At 61.8% G+C, this 16,622-nt stretch carries 12 protein-coding genes; 7 read left to right on the top strand and 5 right to left on the bottom strand.

Going from position 1 to position 16,622, the window contains the following annotated elements:
- Positions 1–4 precede the first annotated feature (4 nt).
- From frc (C266_RS11315) to oxlT, 5 genes are all read right to left on the bottom strand, one after another.
- A complete protein-coding gene (gene frc, locus C266_RS11315; protein ID WP_010806390.1) occupies positions 5–1,252 on the bottom strand; it encodes a formyl-CoA transferase in 1,248 nt (415 codons plus the stop codon).
- A gap of 663 nt (positions 1,253–1,915) precedes the next feature.
- Positions 1,916–2,356, bottom strand: a complete 441-nt coding sequence (locus C266_RS11310) for a PAS domain S-box protein (protein WP_010806389.1) — start codon at positions 2,354–2,356, stop codon at positions 1,916–1,918.
- A gap of 213 nt (positions 2,357–2,569) precedes the next feature.
- Positions 2,570–3,820: a formyl-CoA transferase gene (gene frc / locus C266_RS11305; protein WP_010806388.1), complete on the bottom strand. Its 1,251-nt coding sequence runs from the start codon at positions 3,818–3,820 to the stop codon at positions 2,570–2,572.
- 25 nt (positions 3,821–3,845) lie between these two features.
- Entirely contained in the window at positions 3,846–5,636 is a 1,791-nt protein-coding gene (gene oxc, locus C266_RS11300) for an oxalyl-CoA decarboxylase (RefSeq protein WP_010806387.1), read from the bottom strand.
- 191 nt (positions 5,637–5,827) lie between these two features.
- The gene (oxlT, locus tag C266_RS11295; RefSeq protein ID WP_010806386.1) at positions 5,828–7,174 is read right to left on the bottom strand and encodes an oxalate/formate MFS antiporter; all 1,347 of its coding nucleotides are present in this window, start codon (positions 7,172–7,174) and stop codon (positions 5,828–5,830) included.
- A 741-nt stretch (positions 7,175–7,915) separates the two neighbouring features.
- Here oxlT and C266_RS11290 point away from each other — a divergent pair.
- The 7 genes from C266_RS11290 (at position 7,916) to C266_RS11260 (ending at position 16,451) form a co-directional block, all read left to right on the top strand.
- On the top strand, positions 7,916–8,929 hold the full coding sequence (locus C266_RS11290; RefSeq protein WP_010806385.1) for a 2-dehydropantoate 2-reductase: 1,014 nt from the start codon (positions 7,916–7,918) through the stop codon (positions 8,927–8,929).
- A gap of 581 nt (positions 8,930–9,510) precedes the next feature.
- Positions 9,511–9,729 carry a hypothetical protein gene (locus C266_RS11285; RefSeq protein ID WP_010806384.1) on the top strand — a complete coding sequence of 73 codons (219 nt, stop codon included), beginning with the start codon at positions 9,511–9,513 and terminating at the stop codon, positions 9,727–9,729.
- A 29-nt stretch (positions 9,730–9,758) separates the two neighbouring features.
- Positions 9,759–10,472, top strand: coding sequence for a GntR family transcriptional regulator (locus tag C266_RS11280; RefSeq protein ID WP_010806383.1), 714 nt, complete (start codon positions 9,759–9,761; stop codon positions 10,470–10,472).
- A 578-nt stretch (positions 10,473–11,050) separates the two neighbouring features.
- Complete coding sequence (locus tag C266_RS11275) at positions 11,051–11,518, top strand: formate dehydrogenase subunit gamma (protein WP_010806382.1); 468 nt, start codon at positions 11,051–11,053, stop codon at positions 11,516–11,518.
- Positions 11,515–13,113 (top strand): NADH-quinone oxidoreductase subunit NuoF, encoded by a 1,599-nt coding sequence (locus C266_RS11270; RefSeq protein WP_010806381.1) that lies wholly within the window; start codon positions 11,515–11,517, stop codon positions 13,111–13,113. The genes C266_RS11275 and C266_RS11270 overlap by 4 nt, the downstream gene beginning before the upstream one ends.
- Before the next feature lie 13 nt (positions 13,114–13,126).
- Entirely contained in the window at positions 13,127–15,991 is a 2,865-nt protein-coding gene (gene fdhF, locus C266_RS11265; protein WP_010806380.1) for a formate dehydrogenase subunit alpha, read from the top strand.
- 226 nt (positions 15,992–16,217) lie between these two features.
- The gene (locus C266_RS11260) at positions 16,218–16,451 is read left to right on the top strand and encodes a formate dehydrogenase subunit delta (protein WP_010806379.1); all 234 of its coding nucleotides are present in this window, start codon (positions 16,218–16,220) and stop codon (positions 16,449–16,451) included.
- Positions 16,452–16,622 lie beyond the last annotated feature (171 nt).

Below are 16,622 nucleotides of genomic sequence, written 5' to 3'. Positions count from 1 at the left end.
CCGCTTACACTGCGCCGACTTCGCGCAAGGCGGCGATCTGTTGCGCGCTGAAGCCGAATTCGGAGAGCACGTCGTCCGTGTGCTCGCCGAGCAACGGCGAACGCTCCACATGCGTGGGACTGTCCGAGAGCTTGATCGGGTTGCCGACGGTGAGGTACTTGCCGCGCTTCGGGTGATCGACTTCGACAATGGTCCCGGTCTCGCGCAGCGACATGTCTTCTGCGATTTCCTTCATCGAGAGAATCGGGCCACACGGAATGTCGTACTCGTTGAGAATGGCCATGACTTCGAACTTCGTCTTCGTCATGGTCCACTGCTCGATCGTGTCGAAGATTTCGCGCAGCCGCGGCAGACGCGCACGAGGTGTGGCGTACTCCGGATGCTCGACCCATTCGGGCTTGCCGATCACCTTGCAGATCGAACCCCACACGGGCGCCTGCGTGATGAAGTAGATGTACGCGTTCGGGTCCGTCTCCCAGCCCTGGCACTTGAGAATCCAACCCGGCTGACCACCGCCCGACGCGTTGCCGGCACGCGGCACCGCATCGCCGAACTGACCGTTCGGGAACTGCGGATACTCTTCCATCACTCGCGCACGCTCCAAACGCTGTTGATCGCGCAGCTTCACACGACACAGATTCAGCACGCCGTCCTGCATCGCGGTCAGCACGCGCTGCCCCTGCCCCGTCATCGTGCGCTGATACAGCGCCGTGACGATACCCAGCGCCAGGTGCAAGCCCGTGCCGGAGTCGCCGATCTGCGCTCCCGTCACCATGGGCGGGCCATCGTCGAAGCCGGTCGTCGATGCCGCACCGCCCACGCACTGCGCCACGTTTTCGTAGACCTTGCAGTCCTGATACGGACCGGGGCCGAAGCCCTTGACCGACGCCACGATCATGCGCGGGTTCAGCGCGTGGATGTGCTCCCACGTGAAGCCCATGCGATCGAGCGCACCGGGTGCGAAGTTCTCCACGAGCACGTCGCAGTCGCGAATCATGCGCTCGAGCACCGCCTTGCCTTCGGGGTGCTTGGTATCGAGCGTGATCGAACGCTTGTTGCTGTTGAGCATCGTGAAGTAGAGGCTGTCCGCGTCGGGAATGTCACGCAGTTGATCGCGCGTGACGTCGCCATGTCCGGCGCGTTCGATCTTGATCACGTCGGCGCCGAACCAAGCCAGCAACTGCGTGCAGGTCGGACCGGACTGCACGTGCGTGAAGTCGAGAATGCGCACACCTTCGAGTGCCTTGCCCATGGTCGTCTCCGTTCAGCAGGCAGCCTGGGCACTTGCGCCCGGGACGTACACCGAAAATTGGCTCGCGGCACACGCCGGTGTCTGCTGTGCGTGTGCGCCACACGTGGGGCTGGCTTCGTGCCGGAAGCTGGCGACGGTGAACATGGTTTGTCTCCTCCTGATGCGACGGCGTTTATGTAATTGGTATGCGAAACGAATCGGTACGCGGGCCTCGCGGGATCTCACGAAGGCCGTCGCCGCTTCGGGCGCCCCGCCTGTCGCTGATCCATTATTGTGATATACGGTATTTCATACACGATATTTTATCAACGGCTTTTTGTTGCCTATGCCATTGGCCGTTTCGCGATGTCGAGGCGTCAGAAATGGTCAAAACCCGCATGAATAAAGGGAAAATGCGGTGCAACACCGCATGCGTGAAGCACCCCGCCTACGGGTTTACAGGCATGCGCCGCGGCCCCCAGATTCAACCGTCGGCGGGAAGTATTCACTAAAGCTACTTTTAATATATTGAATACAAAATACTCAAAAAGTCCTGACCAGCGCACTGTCATCGCCCGAGAAACAAAAAAGCACCGATTCGCTCGCCTCTCCATGGAGGGTCGCAAATCGGTGCTTCATTGACTTCCGGGTGACGCTCGGTCGCTGCCGGGTGCGTCCGGGCGATCAGCCTGCCGTTGCCGCCAACTTCGCCTCCAGTTCCGCCACGCGCTTGCGCAATTGCCGGTCCTCCTGGAAGCGCGCCGTCTCGTCGCGAATCACAGCGACGATGCCGGTCACTTCGCCGCCGGCGCCATGCAGCAGCGCCACCGTGAACGCAATCGACATGGCACGGCCGTCCTTATGCGCAGCGGGCACTTTCAACAGGTCGCTGCCGTACTTGGTCTGGCCCGTGTCCATCGTCTTGGCATAGCCTTCGTTGTGACGTGCGCGCAGCCGCTCGGGAATGATGATGTCCAGCGGCTGCCCTACCGCCTCGGCCGCCGAGAAGCCGAACATCTTCTGTGCACCGGAATTCCAGAGCGTGATGATGTTCTGCGGGTCGGCCACGACGATGGCGTCGCCCACCACCTGTACCAACTGACTGACGTCGACGGATGCACTCATGATGTCTCCAATGCTCTTGTGGGGAATGCGCCTGACATGGCTGCCAAACATGCCAATAAATTACATCAATTAGAGGACAGCACCGTCCCGAAAATAAAAATGGGTGCCCGCTCCGAGCAGAGCCGCACCCATGAACCCCTTCGCGGGCGCGCAGGCACCGCCACCGCCCGAGGGCGGCTTTGGCGCATGCGACGCACCGTCTGCGAGCGGAATTTACACCGAGCGCGACGTATGCAGGTTCGCGATCTGATCCTTGCTGTAACCCAGCTCGGACAGGATCTCGTCGGTGTGTTCACCCAGCAGCGGCGAGCCCGTGATTTCCGGCTTCAGGCCCGAGAACTTGATCGGGCTGCCAACGGTCAGGTACGTACCACGTTCCTTGTGCGGCACTTCCACGATCGTGCCCGAGGCGCGCAGCGACGGGTCGTTCGCGATTTCCTTCATCGACAGCACCGGAGCGCAAGGAATGTCGAACTTGCGCAGGATGTCCACGGCTTCGTACTTCGTCTTGTCGGCCAGCCAGGCTTCGATGGTCGCGAAGATGTCGAAGATGTGCGGCTGACGCGCCTGCGCCGTGGCGTAGTTCGGATCGCTGATCCATTCCGGTTTGCCCAGCGCGCGGCAGATCGGCTCCCAGGCGTGACCCTGAATCGTGAAGTAGATGTACGCGTTCGGGTCCGTCTCCCAGCCCTTGCACTTGAGCACCCAGCCCGGCTGACCGCCACCGCCCGCGTTACCGCCGCGCGGCACCACATCGCTGAATTCGCCATGCGGGTACTGCGGATACTCTTCGAGGTAACCGACACGGTCCAGACGCTGTTGGTCGCGCAGCTTCACGCGGCACAGGTTGATAACCGAATCCTGCATCGAGACGGCCACCTTCTGACCGCGGCCCGTCTGGCCACGGCCGATGAGTGCCGTCAGAATACCGATGGCCAGGTGCATACCGGTGTTGCTGTCGCCGAGTGCAGCAGCCGACACCGTCGGGGGACCGTCCCAGAAACCGGTCGTCGAGGCGGCGCCGCCGGCGCACTGCGCCACGTTCTCGTAGACCTTCAGGTCGTCGTAGTGGTGGCCGTCCGAGAAGCCCTTGACCGATGCGACGATCAGCTTCGGGTTCAGTTCGTTCAGACGCTCCCACGTGAAGCCCATGCGATCGAGGGCGCCCGGTGCGAAGTTCTCGACGAGCACGTCCGATTCCTTCACCAGCTTCTCGAGCACTTCCTTGCCTTCCGGCGTCTTCGTATCCAGCGTCAACGAGCGCTTGTTGCTGTTGAGCATCGTGAAGTACAAGGCATCGGCGTCGGGGATGTCGCGCAGTTGGCTACGCGTGACGTCGCCCGATCCGGGGCGCTCCACCTTGATGACGTCCGCACCGAACCAGGCCAGCAACTGCGTGCAGGCGGGGCCGGCTTGCACGTGCGTGAAGTCGATGATCTTGATACCTTCGAGGGGTTTGCTCATGTCATGTCTCCTTGATTGACTCGGATTACTTTTTCATCGCCGCGCTTTGCGGATTCAGGTTCGTCAGACGACCGCTTTCGGTGCCCGCGGCTTCGTCGATGACGGCATTGATGAGGGCCGGCTTGCCTGCCGCGATGGCTTCCTTCAGCGCCTTCGTCAGTTCTTCCGGCGTGGTGACGTTGTAGCCAACGCCACCGAAGGCTTCGATCATCTTGTCGTAGCGCGCGCCCTTCACGAACACGGTCGGCGCCACGTCCTTGCCGCCCGTCGGATTGACGTCGGTGCCGCGATACACGCCGTTGTTGTTGAAGATGATGGTGGTCACCGGCAGCTCGTAACGGCAGATGGTTTCGAGTTCCATGCCGCTGAAGCCGAACGCGCTGTCACCTTCGATGGCGACGACCGGCTGGCCGCTCGTCACAGCAGCGCCGATGGCGAAGCCCATGCCGATGCCCATCACGCCCCAGGTACCCGAGTCGAAGCGCTTGCGCGGCTGGTACTGGTCGATGATGGCCCGCGCGTAGTCGAGCGTGTTCGCGCCTTCGTTGACGAGGTTGATGTCCGGATGCTGCTTGAGCACGTCGCGAATCGCGCCAAGTGCACTGTGGAAGTTCATCGGCGACGGGTTCTGGGCAAGCGTTGCCGCCATCTTGGCCAGGTTCTTGCTCTTGCGCTCTGCAATGGCGCCCGTCCACTCGGCGGACGGCTTGCCGAACTTGCTGTCAACGCCCGCGAGCAATGCCGACACGCACGAACCGATGTCGCCGATAACCGGCGCGGCAATCGCGACGTTGCTGTCGATTTCCGTCGGCGAGATATCGATCTGCACGAACTTCTTCGGTGCCGAGCCCCACGTCTTGCCCTTGCCGTGGGCGAGCAGCCAGTTCAGGCGCGCACCGATCAGCACGACGACATCGGCCTCTTGCAACACGAACGAGCGCGCGGCCGATGCCGATTGCTCATGCGTGTCGGGCAGCAGCCCCTTGGCCATCGACATCGGCAGATATGGAATGCCGGTCTTCTCGATGAGGGCACGAATGTCGGCGTCGGCCTGCGCGTAGGCCGCGCCCTTGCCCAGCAGAATCAGCGGACGCTTGGCGCCCTTGATGACGTCAAGCGCGCGCTGGACGGCATCCGGCGCGGGGATCTGACGCGGTGCGGCGTCGATCACGCGAATCAGCGAGTCCTTCGCCTTTTGAGCGTCGATGGTCTGCGCGAGCAGCTTGGCCGGCAGATCCAGATAGACGCCGCCCGGACGGCCCGACACGGCCGCGCGGATCGCGCGAGCCAGGCCAACACCGATATCTTCGGCGTGCAGCACGCGGTATGCGGCCTTGCAATACGGCTTGGCCGCATTGAGTTGGTCCATTTCTTCGTAGTCGCCCTGCTGCAGATCGACGATCTCACGTTCGCTCGAACCGCTGATCAGGATCATCGGGAAGCAATTGGTGGTCGCGTTGGCGAGTGCCGTCAGGCCATTCAGGAAGCCAGGGGCGGAGACGGTCAGGCAGATGCCGGGCTTTTGCGTCATGAAGCCGGCGATAGCGGCCGCGTGGCCGGCATGCTGTTCGTGGCGGAAGCCGATGAAACGCATGCCTTCGGCTTGCGCGAGGCGAGCCAGATCGGTGATGGGAATCCCCACCAGACCGAAGATGGTGTCGATGTCGTTCGCTTTCAGGGCATCGATGACCAGATGAAAACCATCCGTCGTTTCTGCCTCGGACACGATGTTCGCGTGTCGGCTGGTGTCTTTGAGCGTGTCGCCCGCGGTGTCGTTTTCCGCCTTGCCGACTGGCACGGTCATCGCAATGGACATAATTCTCTCCTCCAAATTTTCCGGTTTCAGTGTTGCGTCGTCTTGTCTGACGATTAGTGGGTATTCCTGTACTGCTTCTCTACTTGCTCATCCGGTCGTGCAACCGGGCCCGCGAGGGCACGGATTGCACGCCGGTCAAACATTTCGCTAATCAAGCCAGCCAGTCTGCGTCTTCGCTTAGTCAGTGCGCGTTACGTGGTGCTGCGGCTCAGATCCGCAGCTTTCACGACCGGCTCACTGGATTGCTCCTTGAAGTCACTGGCGTAACGCTGTGCCAGACGGGCACGCATCGGCTTGAGGACGAACAAGGCAAGGAAGGCGGCGAAGGCGTTCATGGCACAGGCGACCATGAACACGGCCTGCCAGCTACCGGTCATCGAGGTGATGACACTTGAGAAGGGCACCAGCAAAGCGGCGGTCCCCTTCGCGGTGTACAGCATCCCCGCGTTGGTGGCGGCATACTTCGAGCCATACGTGTCGGCGCAGGTCGCCGGGAACAAGCTGTAGATCTCGCCCCAGGCGAAGAACACCAGGCCAGTCAGCAGCACGAAGGCCACCGGGTGCTGGCCATACTTCGCCAGTGCGTAGATCCCCACGGCTTCCATCGCAAAGGCGATGAACATCGTGTTTTCGCGACCGATCTTGTCCGATATCCAGCCGAACACCGGACGCGTCACCCCGTTGAGCACACGGTCGATGGCCAGTGCGAAGGTGAGTGCGGGCAGTGTGAGACCCAGAAGCGAGACAGGTGCCTGATCCAGACCGTAGTCCTTGGCGATCGGGCCGAGCTGTGCCGTTGCCATCAGACCGCCGGCGGCCATCAGCACGAACATCAGATACATCAGCCAGAACACCGGGGAGCGCATGACTTCCGTCGGCTTGGCGTTGTAGCGCATGGCGCCCGGGGCCAGCTTCTTGAGTGCTTCGATCGATGCAGGCGGACTGGCGAGCGCCAGACCCAGCACCAGCACGATGATCCCCTGCCCCAGCCCGAAGGTCAGGAAGGTGTTCTCGTAGCCGCTGGACTTGATCATGTTGGCGATCGGTACCACGGTCAGTGCCGAACCGGCGCCGAAACCGGCAGCGGTAATGCCCGCGGCAAGACCGCGACGATCCGGGAACCACTTCAGCGCGTTACCCACGCAGGTGCCATACACCGCACCGGCACCCACGCCGCCCACCGCCGCTGCGAAATACAACATCGGCAGCGAGGATGCATACGCATTCAACACCCACGCAATACCGCACAACAGACCACCCCCGACCACCACCGGGCGCGGGCCGAACTTGTCGACCAGATACCCTTCGATCGGCACCAGCCAAGTCTCAGTCACGACGAAAATCGTGAAAGCGACCTGAATGGCCGTACGGCCCCAGTGATACTTCTCATCGATCGGGTTGACGAACAGCGTCCACCCATACTGCAGATTGGCGATCATCGCCATGCAAATCACGCCGAACACGAGCTGAACCCAAGGGCTCGCGAACACGGATTGCTTACCGTGTTGATTTGTCGTCTCCACTTGTACCTCCTCCATCGGTTTCCAGTTGTTTGGCAGCTTCACAACAACAACACCTTCCGGATGGGATCTGTGCCCCCTGGGTATGCTTTACGAGGTCTTCGCCTCGTCGACTTGTCTCTGATGCTTACGGGGACTCTTGCTTTTCCCCGCAAATATACCGAACGAAATATACGATATATCAGATATAAGTCAACACTAATTTATTGCTGTCCTCGCTTTCCTCCTCGCGTGCCGAAGTCGTTTTCGTCCATTGCAGCGAAAACAACTACGGCACGCGAGGCACTGTCCTAAGTGGCGGCTAGATACAGTAACGCCACTGTAGGACGGAGCGGCGCAACAACGCAATGCGAAAACACTAAGGAGTTAACCTGATCCACGAAGCCTGCCAGATAAGGCGCGCAGCCTTTTTACATCGGCCTCCTTGCTATTTTTCAAAACCAGCACAAGACGATATTTTTGTTAGTTTTACTCACAACAACTCGATTTCCTCAATCCCCCGGCATCGCTGTAATACACCGTAATAATTCGCTCATCAGACGCGGGGGGACGATTTCGGCGGTGCCTTTCATGCCGGTCAGGCTCACACATCGGGACCGCGATTTCTCGCGCATCTGCGGGGAAACCATGACGCTCGTCGCGCCCAGAATGCTTGGCGCTGCCTTCCTTGTGATATACGATATACAACATTTGGTATTAGAAAAATAAACGGCCAGTACCAGGCCCAGGTTTCGATTGACCTTTGGAGGGAGAGACTTCATGAAGATTTGCATCTATGGCGCCGGTGCCATCGGTGGCTATCTCGGCGTGCAACTCGCGCGCGCCGGAGCCGATGTCAGTCTGGTGGCGCGTGGCCCGCACCTGAGCGCCATGCGCGAGCACGGACTCAAACTGCTGATCGATGGCGAGGAACGCGTCGCCCAGTTGCGTTGCACGGACGACCCGCGCGAACTCGGTCCGCAGGATTACGTGATCATCGCCCTGAAAGCCCACTCGGTCCCTGCGGTACTCGACGCGATGCAGCCTTTGATCGGCCCGAACACGGCCGTCGTCACGGCCGTGAACGGCATCCCCTACTGGTACTTCTATAAGCACGGCGGCGCGCTCGAGGGCACGACGCTGGAGAGCATCGACCCGGGCGGCCGCCAGTGGCGTCAGCTCGGACCGGAGCGCGCCATTGGCTGCGTCGTCTACCCGGCCACGGAAGTGGTTGCGCCGGGCGTGATCCAGCATGTCTACGGGAATAAGTTTCCGCTGGGCGAAGCCAGCGGCGAGCGTACCGAGCGCGTGGAGAAGCTCTCGCAATTGATGATTGCCGGCGGACTCGACGCTCCCATTCGCGAGAACATCCGCGATGAAATCTGGCTCAAGCTCTGGGGCAATCTCTGCTTCAACCCGATTTCGGCACTCACGCACGGCACGCTCGACATCATTGCCAGCGATCCGGGCACGCGCGCCATCGCGCGCGCCATGATGCTCGAAGCCAAGGCGATCGGCGATAAGTTCGGGGTGCACTTTCGCGTTGACGTCGAGCGCCGCATCAACGGTGCGGGCGCTGTCGGCGCGCACAAGACGTCGATGCTCCAGGATCTCGAGCGCGGCCGCGCAATGGAAATCGATCCGCTTGTCTCCGTCGTCCAGGAAATGGGACGCCTCGCCGGTGTGCCGACGCCAACGCTCGACGTAGTGCTCGCCCTCATTCAACAGCGCGAGTTCATGACGCAGCCCGATGCGGTCGCCGCCGCGCAGGAGCGATTGGCCAAGGCGGCCTGAACCGGACGCCGTTGCTTCGAGACGGCGTAGTGCGGGGCACGCGACTGTGCCTCGCCGGATTCAGCGGTTCTCTCTCTATATAGAGAGAACGGAAAAATGGTCGGCGCGACCGGCGAAACGGTTCGCGCTGCCGCCCTGCCCCGCAGCCGCTCAAACGTGCCGCCGCCGGTTCTCCGGTCGCGGCCGATTTTTTGCCGGAGACCCTCGGCTTATCCGGCTGAGGCAAACCACACCGGATGTGGTTTCGCGGCAACGCAATAACGTTGATTTGCCACAGCAAGGAGGCATGACCGCTTCCCTCGAAAATCGAGCACGCCACCCGCGTCCCGAAATCCACACTAACGCAAGCCTGACGGACATCCCAGGAGGTACACCGCCATCATCGACCCAAGGAACACTATCGGAAAAAGAGACAACTCCGGGCGACGGACAGGCAGAGTGACGTAAAGAACGTCCCGAAAAACGATAAATTTTGATATTCGGTATGTGGTATATCTTGAGACTTGTTGCGGCGCGACATACAATGCAAAGCAAGTTCTCCCCCACATTACGACCGTTAACCGTTTATCAGGAGTGTCACCATGTTAGTCGCTGCGCTTACTTTGCTTGCCCTTGCTTCCGCACTTGCCGCCGGTGTTGCGATGGTTCACCTCTTCGTCGCCCTGCCGGCCTCGATGCTCGAAAAGTCCGAACAGAACGGCCGTTTCGCGTACCTGGCGGAAACCACGCAGGCAAATGAATCGGGTAAACTCGTCACAAAGTCGGCAACCATCGTGGGGCAGCAAGCATTGCGCCTCTGAAGGGGCCGTAATACCTAGGAGACTATTGCATGTCCCTGATCACCCCAACTCCGGTGCGCGTGACTCCGCTCGCGCTGGAGCCGATCGACACCACCACGAGTTTTCGCAATCAGGCGTATGCGCTGCTGAAAAAAGCCATCGCCGACGCCGATATCTATAACCAGAAGGAAGAGATTCGCCTGGACGAGCGTCAGCTCATCCAGGTGCTCGGCGTTTCGCGCACCCCGATTCGCGAAGCCATGACCCTGCTGGAACAAGAAGGCTTCCTGCGCACGGTACCGCGCCGCGGCATTTTCATCATCCGCAAGACCAAGCGTGAAATCGTTGAAATGATCCAGATGTGGGCCGCCCTCGAAGGGATGTCCGCGCGGTTGGCCACGTTGCATGCGAGCGATGAAGAAATCGCCAAGCTACGTCACCTGTTCGATGAGTTCGTCAATGCACCACCGACCGATCATATCGAAGAGTATTCGGACGCGAACATCGACTTCCATCAGGCCCTGATCAATCTTGGTGGCTCGCAAGCCATTGCCAATACGATCAAGAACCTGTTCATTCACGTGCGCGCCATCCGCAAGGTGACGATTGCTCAAAACGATCGGGCCGCCCGCTCGATTGTCGATCACCTTAAGATCATCACTGCACTCGAGAAGCGCGACACCGAACTCGCCGAGAAACTCGCACGCGACCACACGCTGGGCCTGGCCGCCTTCGTGGAAGAACACTGCGACTTCCTCGAGTAAGGTCAGCCGCTGCATCCGGTCCGGCAACGGACGCTGCCGTAAAAAAGCCAGTGACATGCGAATGTCGCTGGCTTTTTCTTTGCCCGTCCACCCTGCGCATCTCCCTTCCTTCGCGCGCATGGCGCCGCACCTCTTATCTCTGCCCTCCCCAATTCGGGTAAACGAGCCTCCCAAACCGGGCTTCGATCTATTGCAAGTATACCGTATATCATATATCGTGTTTCACATACTGATGCTTCGCCACACAGCCGGCGCAGGCCTGCCAAGCGACCGGGAACGTGTGACGAAGCGCCGCCGCCCATCGGGCGAATCGAAGCGCGGCGCGGGGTTGTCGAGTCGCAGTACTAAAGCTTTGACGAAGATTGACGGAAGTCAGCAACGGGCGAGAGGCCGAGCCCGTGCGGCATATGGTGGGGGCTATGTGCCGCACGCTCTTCCGGTGCCGCGCTGATCGCTAGACCCGAGCAGCGTCGCCGGATGTGACCATTGGGCCTCTCGCCCCGGGGCAGGACAAGAACATAAACCCATACCCTCAGGCGCACCGTTCCCCACGGTGTGCCAAACAGGAGACAACAGCCATGCGCGAGGCTTTTTCCATCGCGACGGTGCAAGCGATTCTGGACGTTCATGCGGCTCAGGAAGGCCCCCTTCTGCCGATCCTCCATGACGTTCAGGAAGCTTTCGGCTACGTACCCCCGGATGCCGTGCCTGTCATCGCCGACGCTCTCAATCTCTCTCGCGCCGAAGTGCATGGCGTGATCACGTTCTATCACCACTTCCGCACCAGCGCGCCGACGCGTCACGTCGTGCAGATCTGCCGTGCCGAGGCGTGTCAGAGCATGGGCGCCGACGCACTCGTGGCCCATGCGGAACGGGTGCTGGGCTGCACCATGCACAGTCATTGCGGCGATGTCTCGCTCGAGCCGGTGTACTGCCTTGGCCAGTGCGCGACGTCACCCGCCATCACGATCGACGACAAGCTGCACGCGCGCGTCACCCCCGAGAAATTCGACCGTCTGGTCGCCCGCGCCAAGGATGCCGCATGAGCCAAGCCTCTACTCCCGCCAAGACGCCCGGCAAGGTGCGGCTTTATCTGCCGCGCGACTCCGCCGCCCTCGCACTCGGCGCCGACGAAGTTGCCGAAGCCATTACGGCGCAAGCCGCGCAGCGCGGCCTCGATATCGAGCTGGTACGCAACGGCACGCGCGGCATGCTCTGGCTCGAACCGCTGCTTGAAGTCGTCACGCCCGCCGGGCGCGTCGCCTACGGACCGGTCGATGTCGACGACGTGCCCGGCCTGCTCGACGCCAACGTCACGGCCGGCGGCGATCATCCGCTCGCCCTTGGGCTGACCGAAGAGATCCCGTATTTCAAGAAGCAGGAACGTCTGACGTTCGCCCGCGTAGGCATCACCGATCCCGTTTCGGTCGATGATTACGTGGCTCACGACGGTTATCGCGGCCTGCGCAACGCGCTCGCGCTGGACGGCGCAGCCATCGTCGCGCAAGTGACCGAGTCCGGCCTGCGCGGTCGCGGCGGCGCGGCGTTCCCGACGGGCATCAAGTGGAAGACGGTGCTGAACACACCGGCCGCACAGAAATACATCGTATGTAACGCCGACGAAGGCGATTCCGGCACGTTCGCCGACCGCATGTTGATGGAAGGCGATCCGTTGGTCCTCGTGGAGGGCATGACGATTGCCGGTATCGCCGTGGGCGCCACGCGCGGCTACATCTATGTGCGCAGCGAGTATCCGCACGCCATCGACGTGCTGGCCGAGGCCATCGTCAACGCCAACAAGGCAGGCTACCTCGGCGAGAACATTCTGGGCTCGGGGCATACGTTCCATCTCGAAGTCCGCAAGGCGGCAGGAGCGTATGTCTGCGGCGAAGAGACCGCATTGCTCGAAAGCCTGGAAGGCAAGCGCGGCGTAGTGCGCGCCAAGCCGCCGCTGCCCGCCATCGAAGGTCTGTTCGGCCTGCCGACGGTCATCAACAACGTGATTTCGCTCGCCTCGGTGCCGATCATCATGGATCGCGGCGCAGAGTTCTACAAGAACTTCGGCATGGGACGCTCGCGCGGCACGTTGCCCATCCAACTCGCCGGCAATATCAAATACGGCGGTCTCATCGAGAAGGCGTTCGGTGTGACGCTGCGTGAAATCCTGTACGACTACGGCGGCGGCGCCATCACCGGCCGGCCACTGCGCGCGGTACAGGTAGGGGGGCCGCTCGGCTCGTATCTGCCCGAATCGCAATGGGATACGCCGCTCGACTATGAAGCGTTCGCCGCCCTCTGGGCCGTGCTCGGCCACGGCGGCATCGTGGCACACGACGACACCGTCGATCTGGCCAGGCTCGCGCGCTATGCCATGGAGTTCTGCACCATCGAATCGTGCGGCAAGTGCACGCCGTGCCGTATCGGCTCGACGCGTGGCGTCGAAGTGATGGACCGGATCATCGACGGCCGCGACCGTCCCAAGCAGATCAAGCTGCTGCGCGACCTGTGCGACACGATGCTCGCGGGTTCGCTGTGCGCCATGGGCGGCATGACGCCCTACCCCGTGCTGTCTGCGTTGAATCATTTCCCCGAAGACTTCGGCGCGGCCGAACCGTCGAATCTGCCGACCAAGGCCGCCTAGGAGAGTGCCCACCATGATGGACCCGATGTTTGATAAGGATTACGGCACCCCGCGCCGCGAATCGACGAAGGAAGTCACGCTGGAGATCGACGGCGAACAGATCACCGTGCCCGCGGGCACCTCGATCATGCGCGCTGCCTCCGAAGGCGGCGTGAACGTACCCAAGCTGTGCGCCACCGACTCGCTCGAGCCGTTCGGTTCCTGCCGCCTCTGCCTCGTCGAGATCGAAGGCCGTCGCGGCTTCCCGGCGTCGTGCACGACGCCCGTCGAGCCCGGCATGAAGGTGCGCACGCAATCCCCGAAGCTGCAAGAACTGCGCAAAGGCGTGATGGAGCTGTATATCTCCGATCACCCGCTCGACTGCCTGACTTGCGCGGCCAACGGCGACTGCGAGCTGCAGGACATGGCGGGCGTGACGGGCCTGCGCGAAGTGCGCTACGGCTTCGATGGCGCCAATCACTTCGACACACAGAAAGACGAATCGAACCCGTACTTCACCTACGACGCCTCGAAGTGCATCGTCTGCAACCGGTGCGTGCGCGCCTGCGAAGAAACGCAGGGCACGTTCGCGCTGACGATCTCGGGCCGCGGCTTCGAAGCCCGCGTCTCGCCGGGTCAGGATCAGCCGTTCATGGATTCGGAGTGCGTGTCGTGCGGTGCCTGCGTGGCCGCTTGCCCGACCGCGACATTGCAGGAAAAGTCGGTCATCCATCTCGGTCAGGCCGAGCACGCCAAGATCACCACTTGCGCCTATTGCGGCGTGGGTTGCTCGTTCAAGGCGGAGATGAAGGGTAACGAAGTCGTGCGCATGGTGCCGCACAAGGACGGACAGGCCAACGAAGGGCACGCCTGCGTGAAGGGCCGCTTTGCCTGGGGCTATGCCACGCACAAGGACCGTATCCTGACGCCGAAAATTCGCAAGACGATCACCGACCCGTGGCAGGAAGTGTCGTGGGACGAAGCGCTCGACTATGCGGCGTCGGAGTTCAAGCGCATTCAGGCCAAATACGGGCGCGACTCGATCGGCGGTCTGGTGTCGTCGCGCTGCACGAACGAAGAAGACTATCTGGTCCAGAAGCTCGTGCGCGCCGCGTTCGGCAACAACAATGTCGACACCTGCGCACGGGTGTGCCACTCGCCGACCGGCTACGGCCTGAAGGCAACCATCGGCGAATCGGCCGGCACGCAGACGTTCAAGTCTGTCGAGCAGTCGGATGTGATCCTCGTGATGGGCGCGAACCCGACCGACGGCCACCCGGTGTTCGGCTCGCGCATGAAGAAGCGTCTGCGCGAAGGCGCCAAGCTGATCGTGATCGACCCGCGCCGCATCGATCTGGTCAAGAGCCCGCACATCAAGGCCGACTATCACCTGCAACTGCGCCCGGGCACGAACGTGGCGATCATCAACGCACTCGCGCACGTCATCGTGACGGAAGGCCTGATGGCCGATGCGTTCATCGCGCAGCGCTGCGAGGATCGCGCGTTCGAGCAGTGGCGTGATTTCATCACCCGCGCCGAGAACTCGCCCGAAGCTACCGAGGCTCATACTGGTGTGCCCGCGCATCTCGTGCGCAGTGCGGCGCGCCTGTACGCGACAGGCGGCAACGCGGCGATTTATTACGGTCTCGGTGTGACGGAGCATGCACAAGGCTCCACGACGGTGATCGGCATCGCCAACCTCGCCATGGCCACCGGCAACATCGGCCGTGAGGGCGTGGGCGTGAACCCGCTGCGCGGTCAGAACAACGTGCAAGGCTCGTGCGACATGGGCGCGTTCCCGCACGAACTGCCCGGCTATCGTCACGTGTCGGACTCAAGCGCCCGTGCGCTGTTCGAAGCCGAATGGGGTGTCGAGTTGCAATCCGAACCGGGTCTGCGCATCCCGAACATGTTCGATGCAGCGCTCGCCGGCACCTTCATGGGTCTGTACTGCCAGGGCGAGGACATCGTGCAGTCCGACCCGAACACGCAACACGTGACCCACGCACTCGAACAAATGGAGTGCATCGTCGTGCAGGACATCTTCCTGAACGAGACGGCGAAGTATGCGCACGTGCTGCTGCCGGGCTCATCGTTCCTCGAAAAGGACGGCACGTTCACCAACGCAGAGCGCCGCATCTCACGCGTGCGTCAGGTCATGCCGCCGCGCGCCGGTTACGCCGACTGGGAAGTGACGATCCAATTGGCCAAGCGTCTGGGCTACGAGATGAACTACTCGCATCCGTCGGAGATCATGGACGAGATCGCCCGACTCACGCCGACGTTCACGGGTGTGAGCTACGAGAAGCTCGACCGTCTGGGCAGCGTGCAGTGGCCGTGTAACGAAGCCGCGCCGGAAGGCACGCCCGTCATGCACATCGACGAATTCGTGCGCGGCAAAGGCAAGTTCCTCATCACGCAATACGTGCCGACGGACGAAAAGGTCACACGCCGTTTCCCGCTTATCCTCACGACCGGCCGGATTTTGTCGCAATACAACGTCGGCGCGCAGACGCGTCGCACCGACAACGTCCATTGGCACGACGAAGACCGCCTCGAAATCCATCCGCACGATGCCGAAGAGCGCGGCGTGAAGGACGGCGACTGGGTCGGCATTCAGAGTCGTGCCGGCGAGACGGTATTGCGCGCCGTCGTGAGCGAGCGCGTGCAGCCGGGCGTGGTGTACACGACGTTCCACTTCCCGGAGTCGGGCGCAAACGTCATCACCACCGACAACTCCGACTGGGCGACGAATTGCCCCGAGTACAAGGTGACGGCAGTGCAGGTCACACCGGTGGCGCAACCGTCGGAATGGCAGCGTCAGTACTCGGACTTCAACCGTCAGCAGGAGGCGTTCCTCGGACACGCGCATAGCACGACGGAAGCGAGTCCGGGCTAAGTTGTCGAAGGAAGCAACGCGCGCCGCTTTGCCGGATGTCCGCGAGGTCTGCGATATCTACGAAGCGGCGCGGTGACAGACAATCCGCGTCCAGCGCCGGAGGGCTCCGGCGGGCTTCACCGTCTAACGCCAGAAGACGGTGCGGCGGACGCGAGATTGGCCACGCCACGCAGAACACCACACGGCATCACACGGCAGAGAACGAACTCAGGGGACAGAACAGATCATGGACACCGACAACCTGGTCAAGATGGCCAATCAGATCGGGGACTTCTTCGAGACAATGCCCGACCGCGGCGAGGCGCTCGAGAACATTGCAGGCCACCTGCGGCGCTTCTGGGCCCCGCGCATGCGCATGACGATTCTCGAGCATCTCGAAGCCACCGATGGGCATGGCATGCGCGAGATTGTCGTGGCGGCGATTACGGCACATCGCGCCGAACTCTGGCCACGCGGCTAAGCGACACGACGGGAGTGACAGTCATCTCGATCGCTCGCTGTCTCTGACAAAACGAGCGAGCCGTTGCTTCGGGCACCGATTCGGACATCGCAGGTGAGGAGACCGGCGGCCATGGACTGCCAGGGTGAAAGTTGTCCACACCCTTTGTGGATAACCTACTGGATAACCCGC

It is taken from the genome of Pandoraea sp. SD6-2 (genome assembly GCF_000389825.1).
In the GTDB taxonomy this organism is placed as follows: Bacteria; Pseudomonadota; Gammaproteobacteria; order Burkholderiales; family Burkholderiaceae; genus Pandoraea; species Pandoraea communis.
Note: the sequence above shows the minus strand (reverse complement) of the source record. Positions and strands in the feature narration are given on the sequence as shown.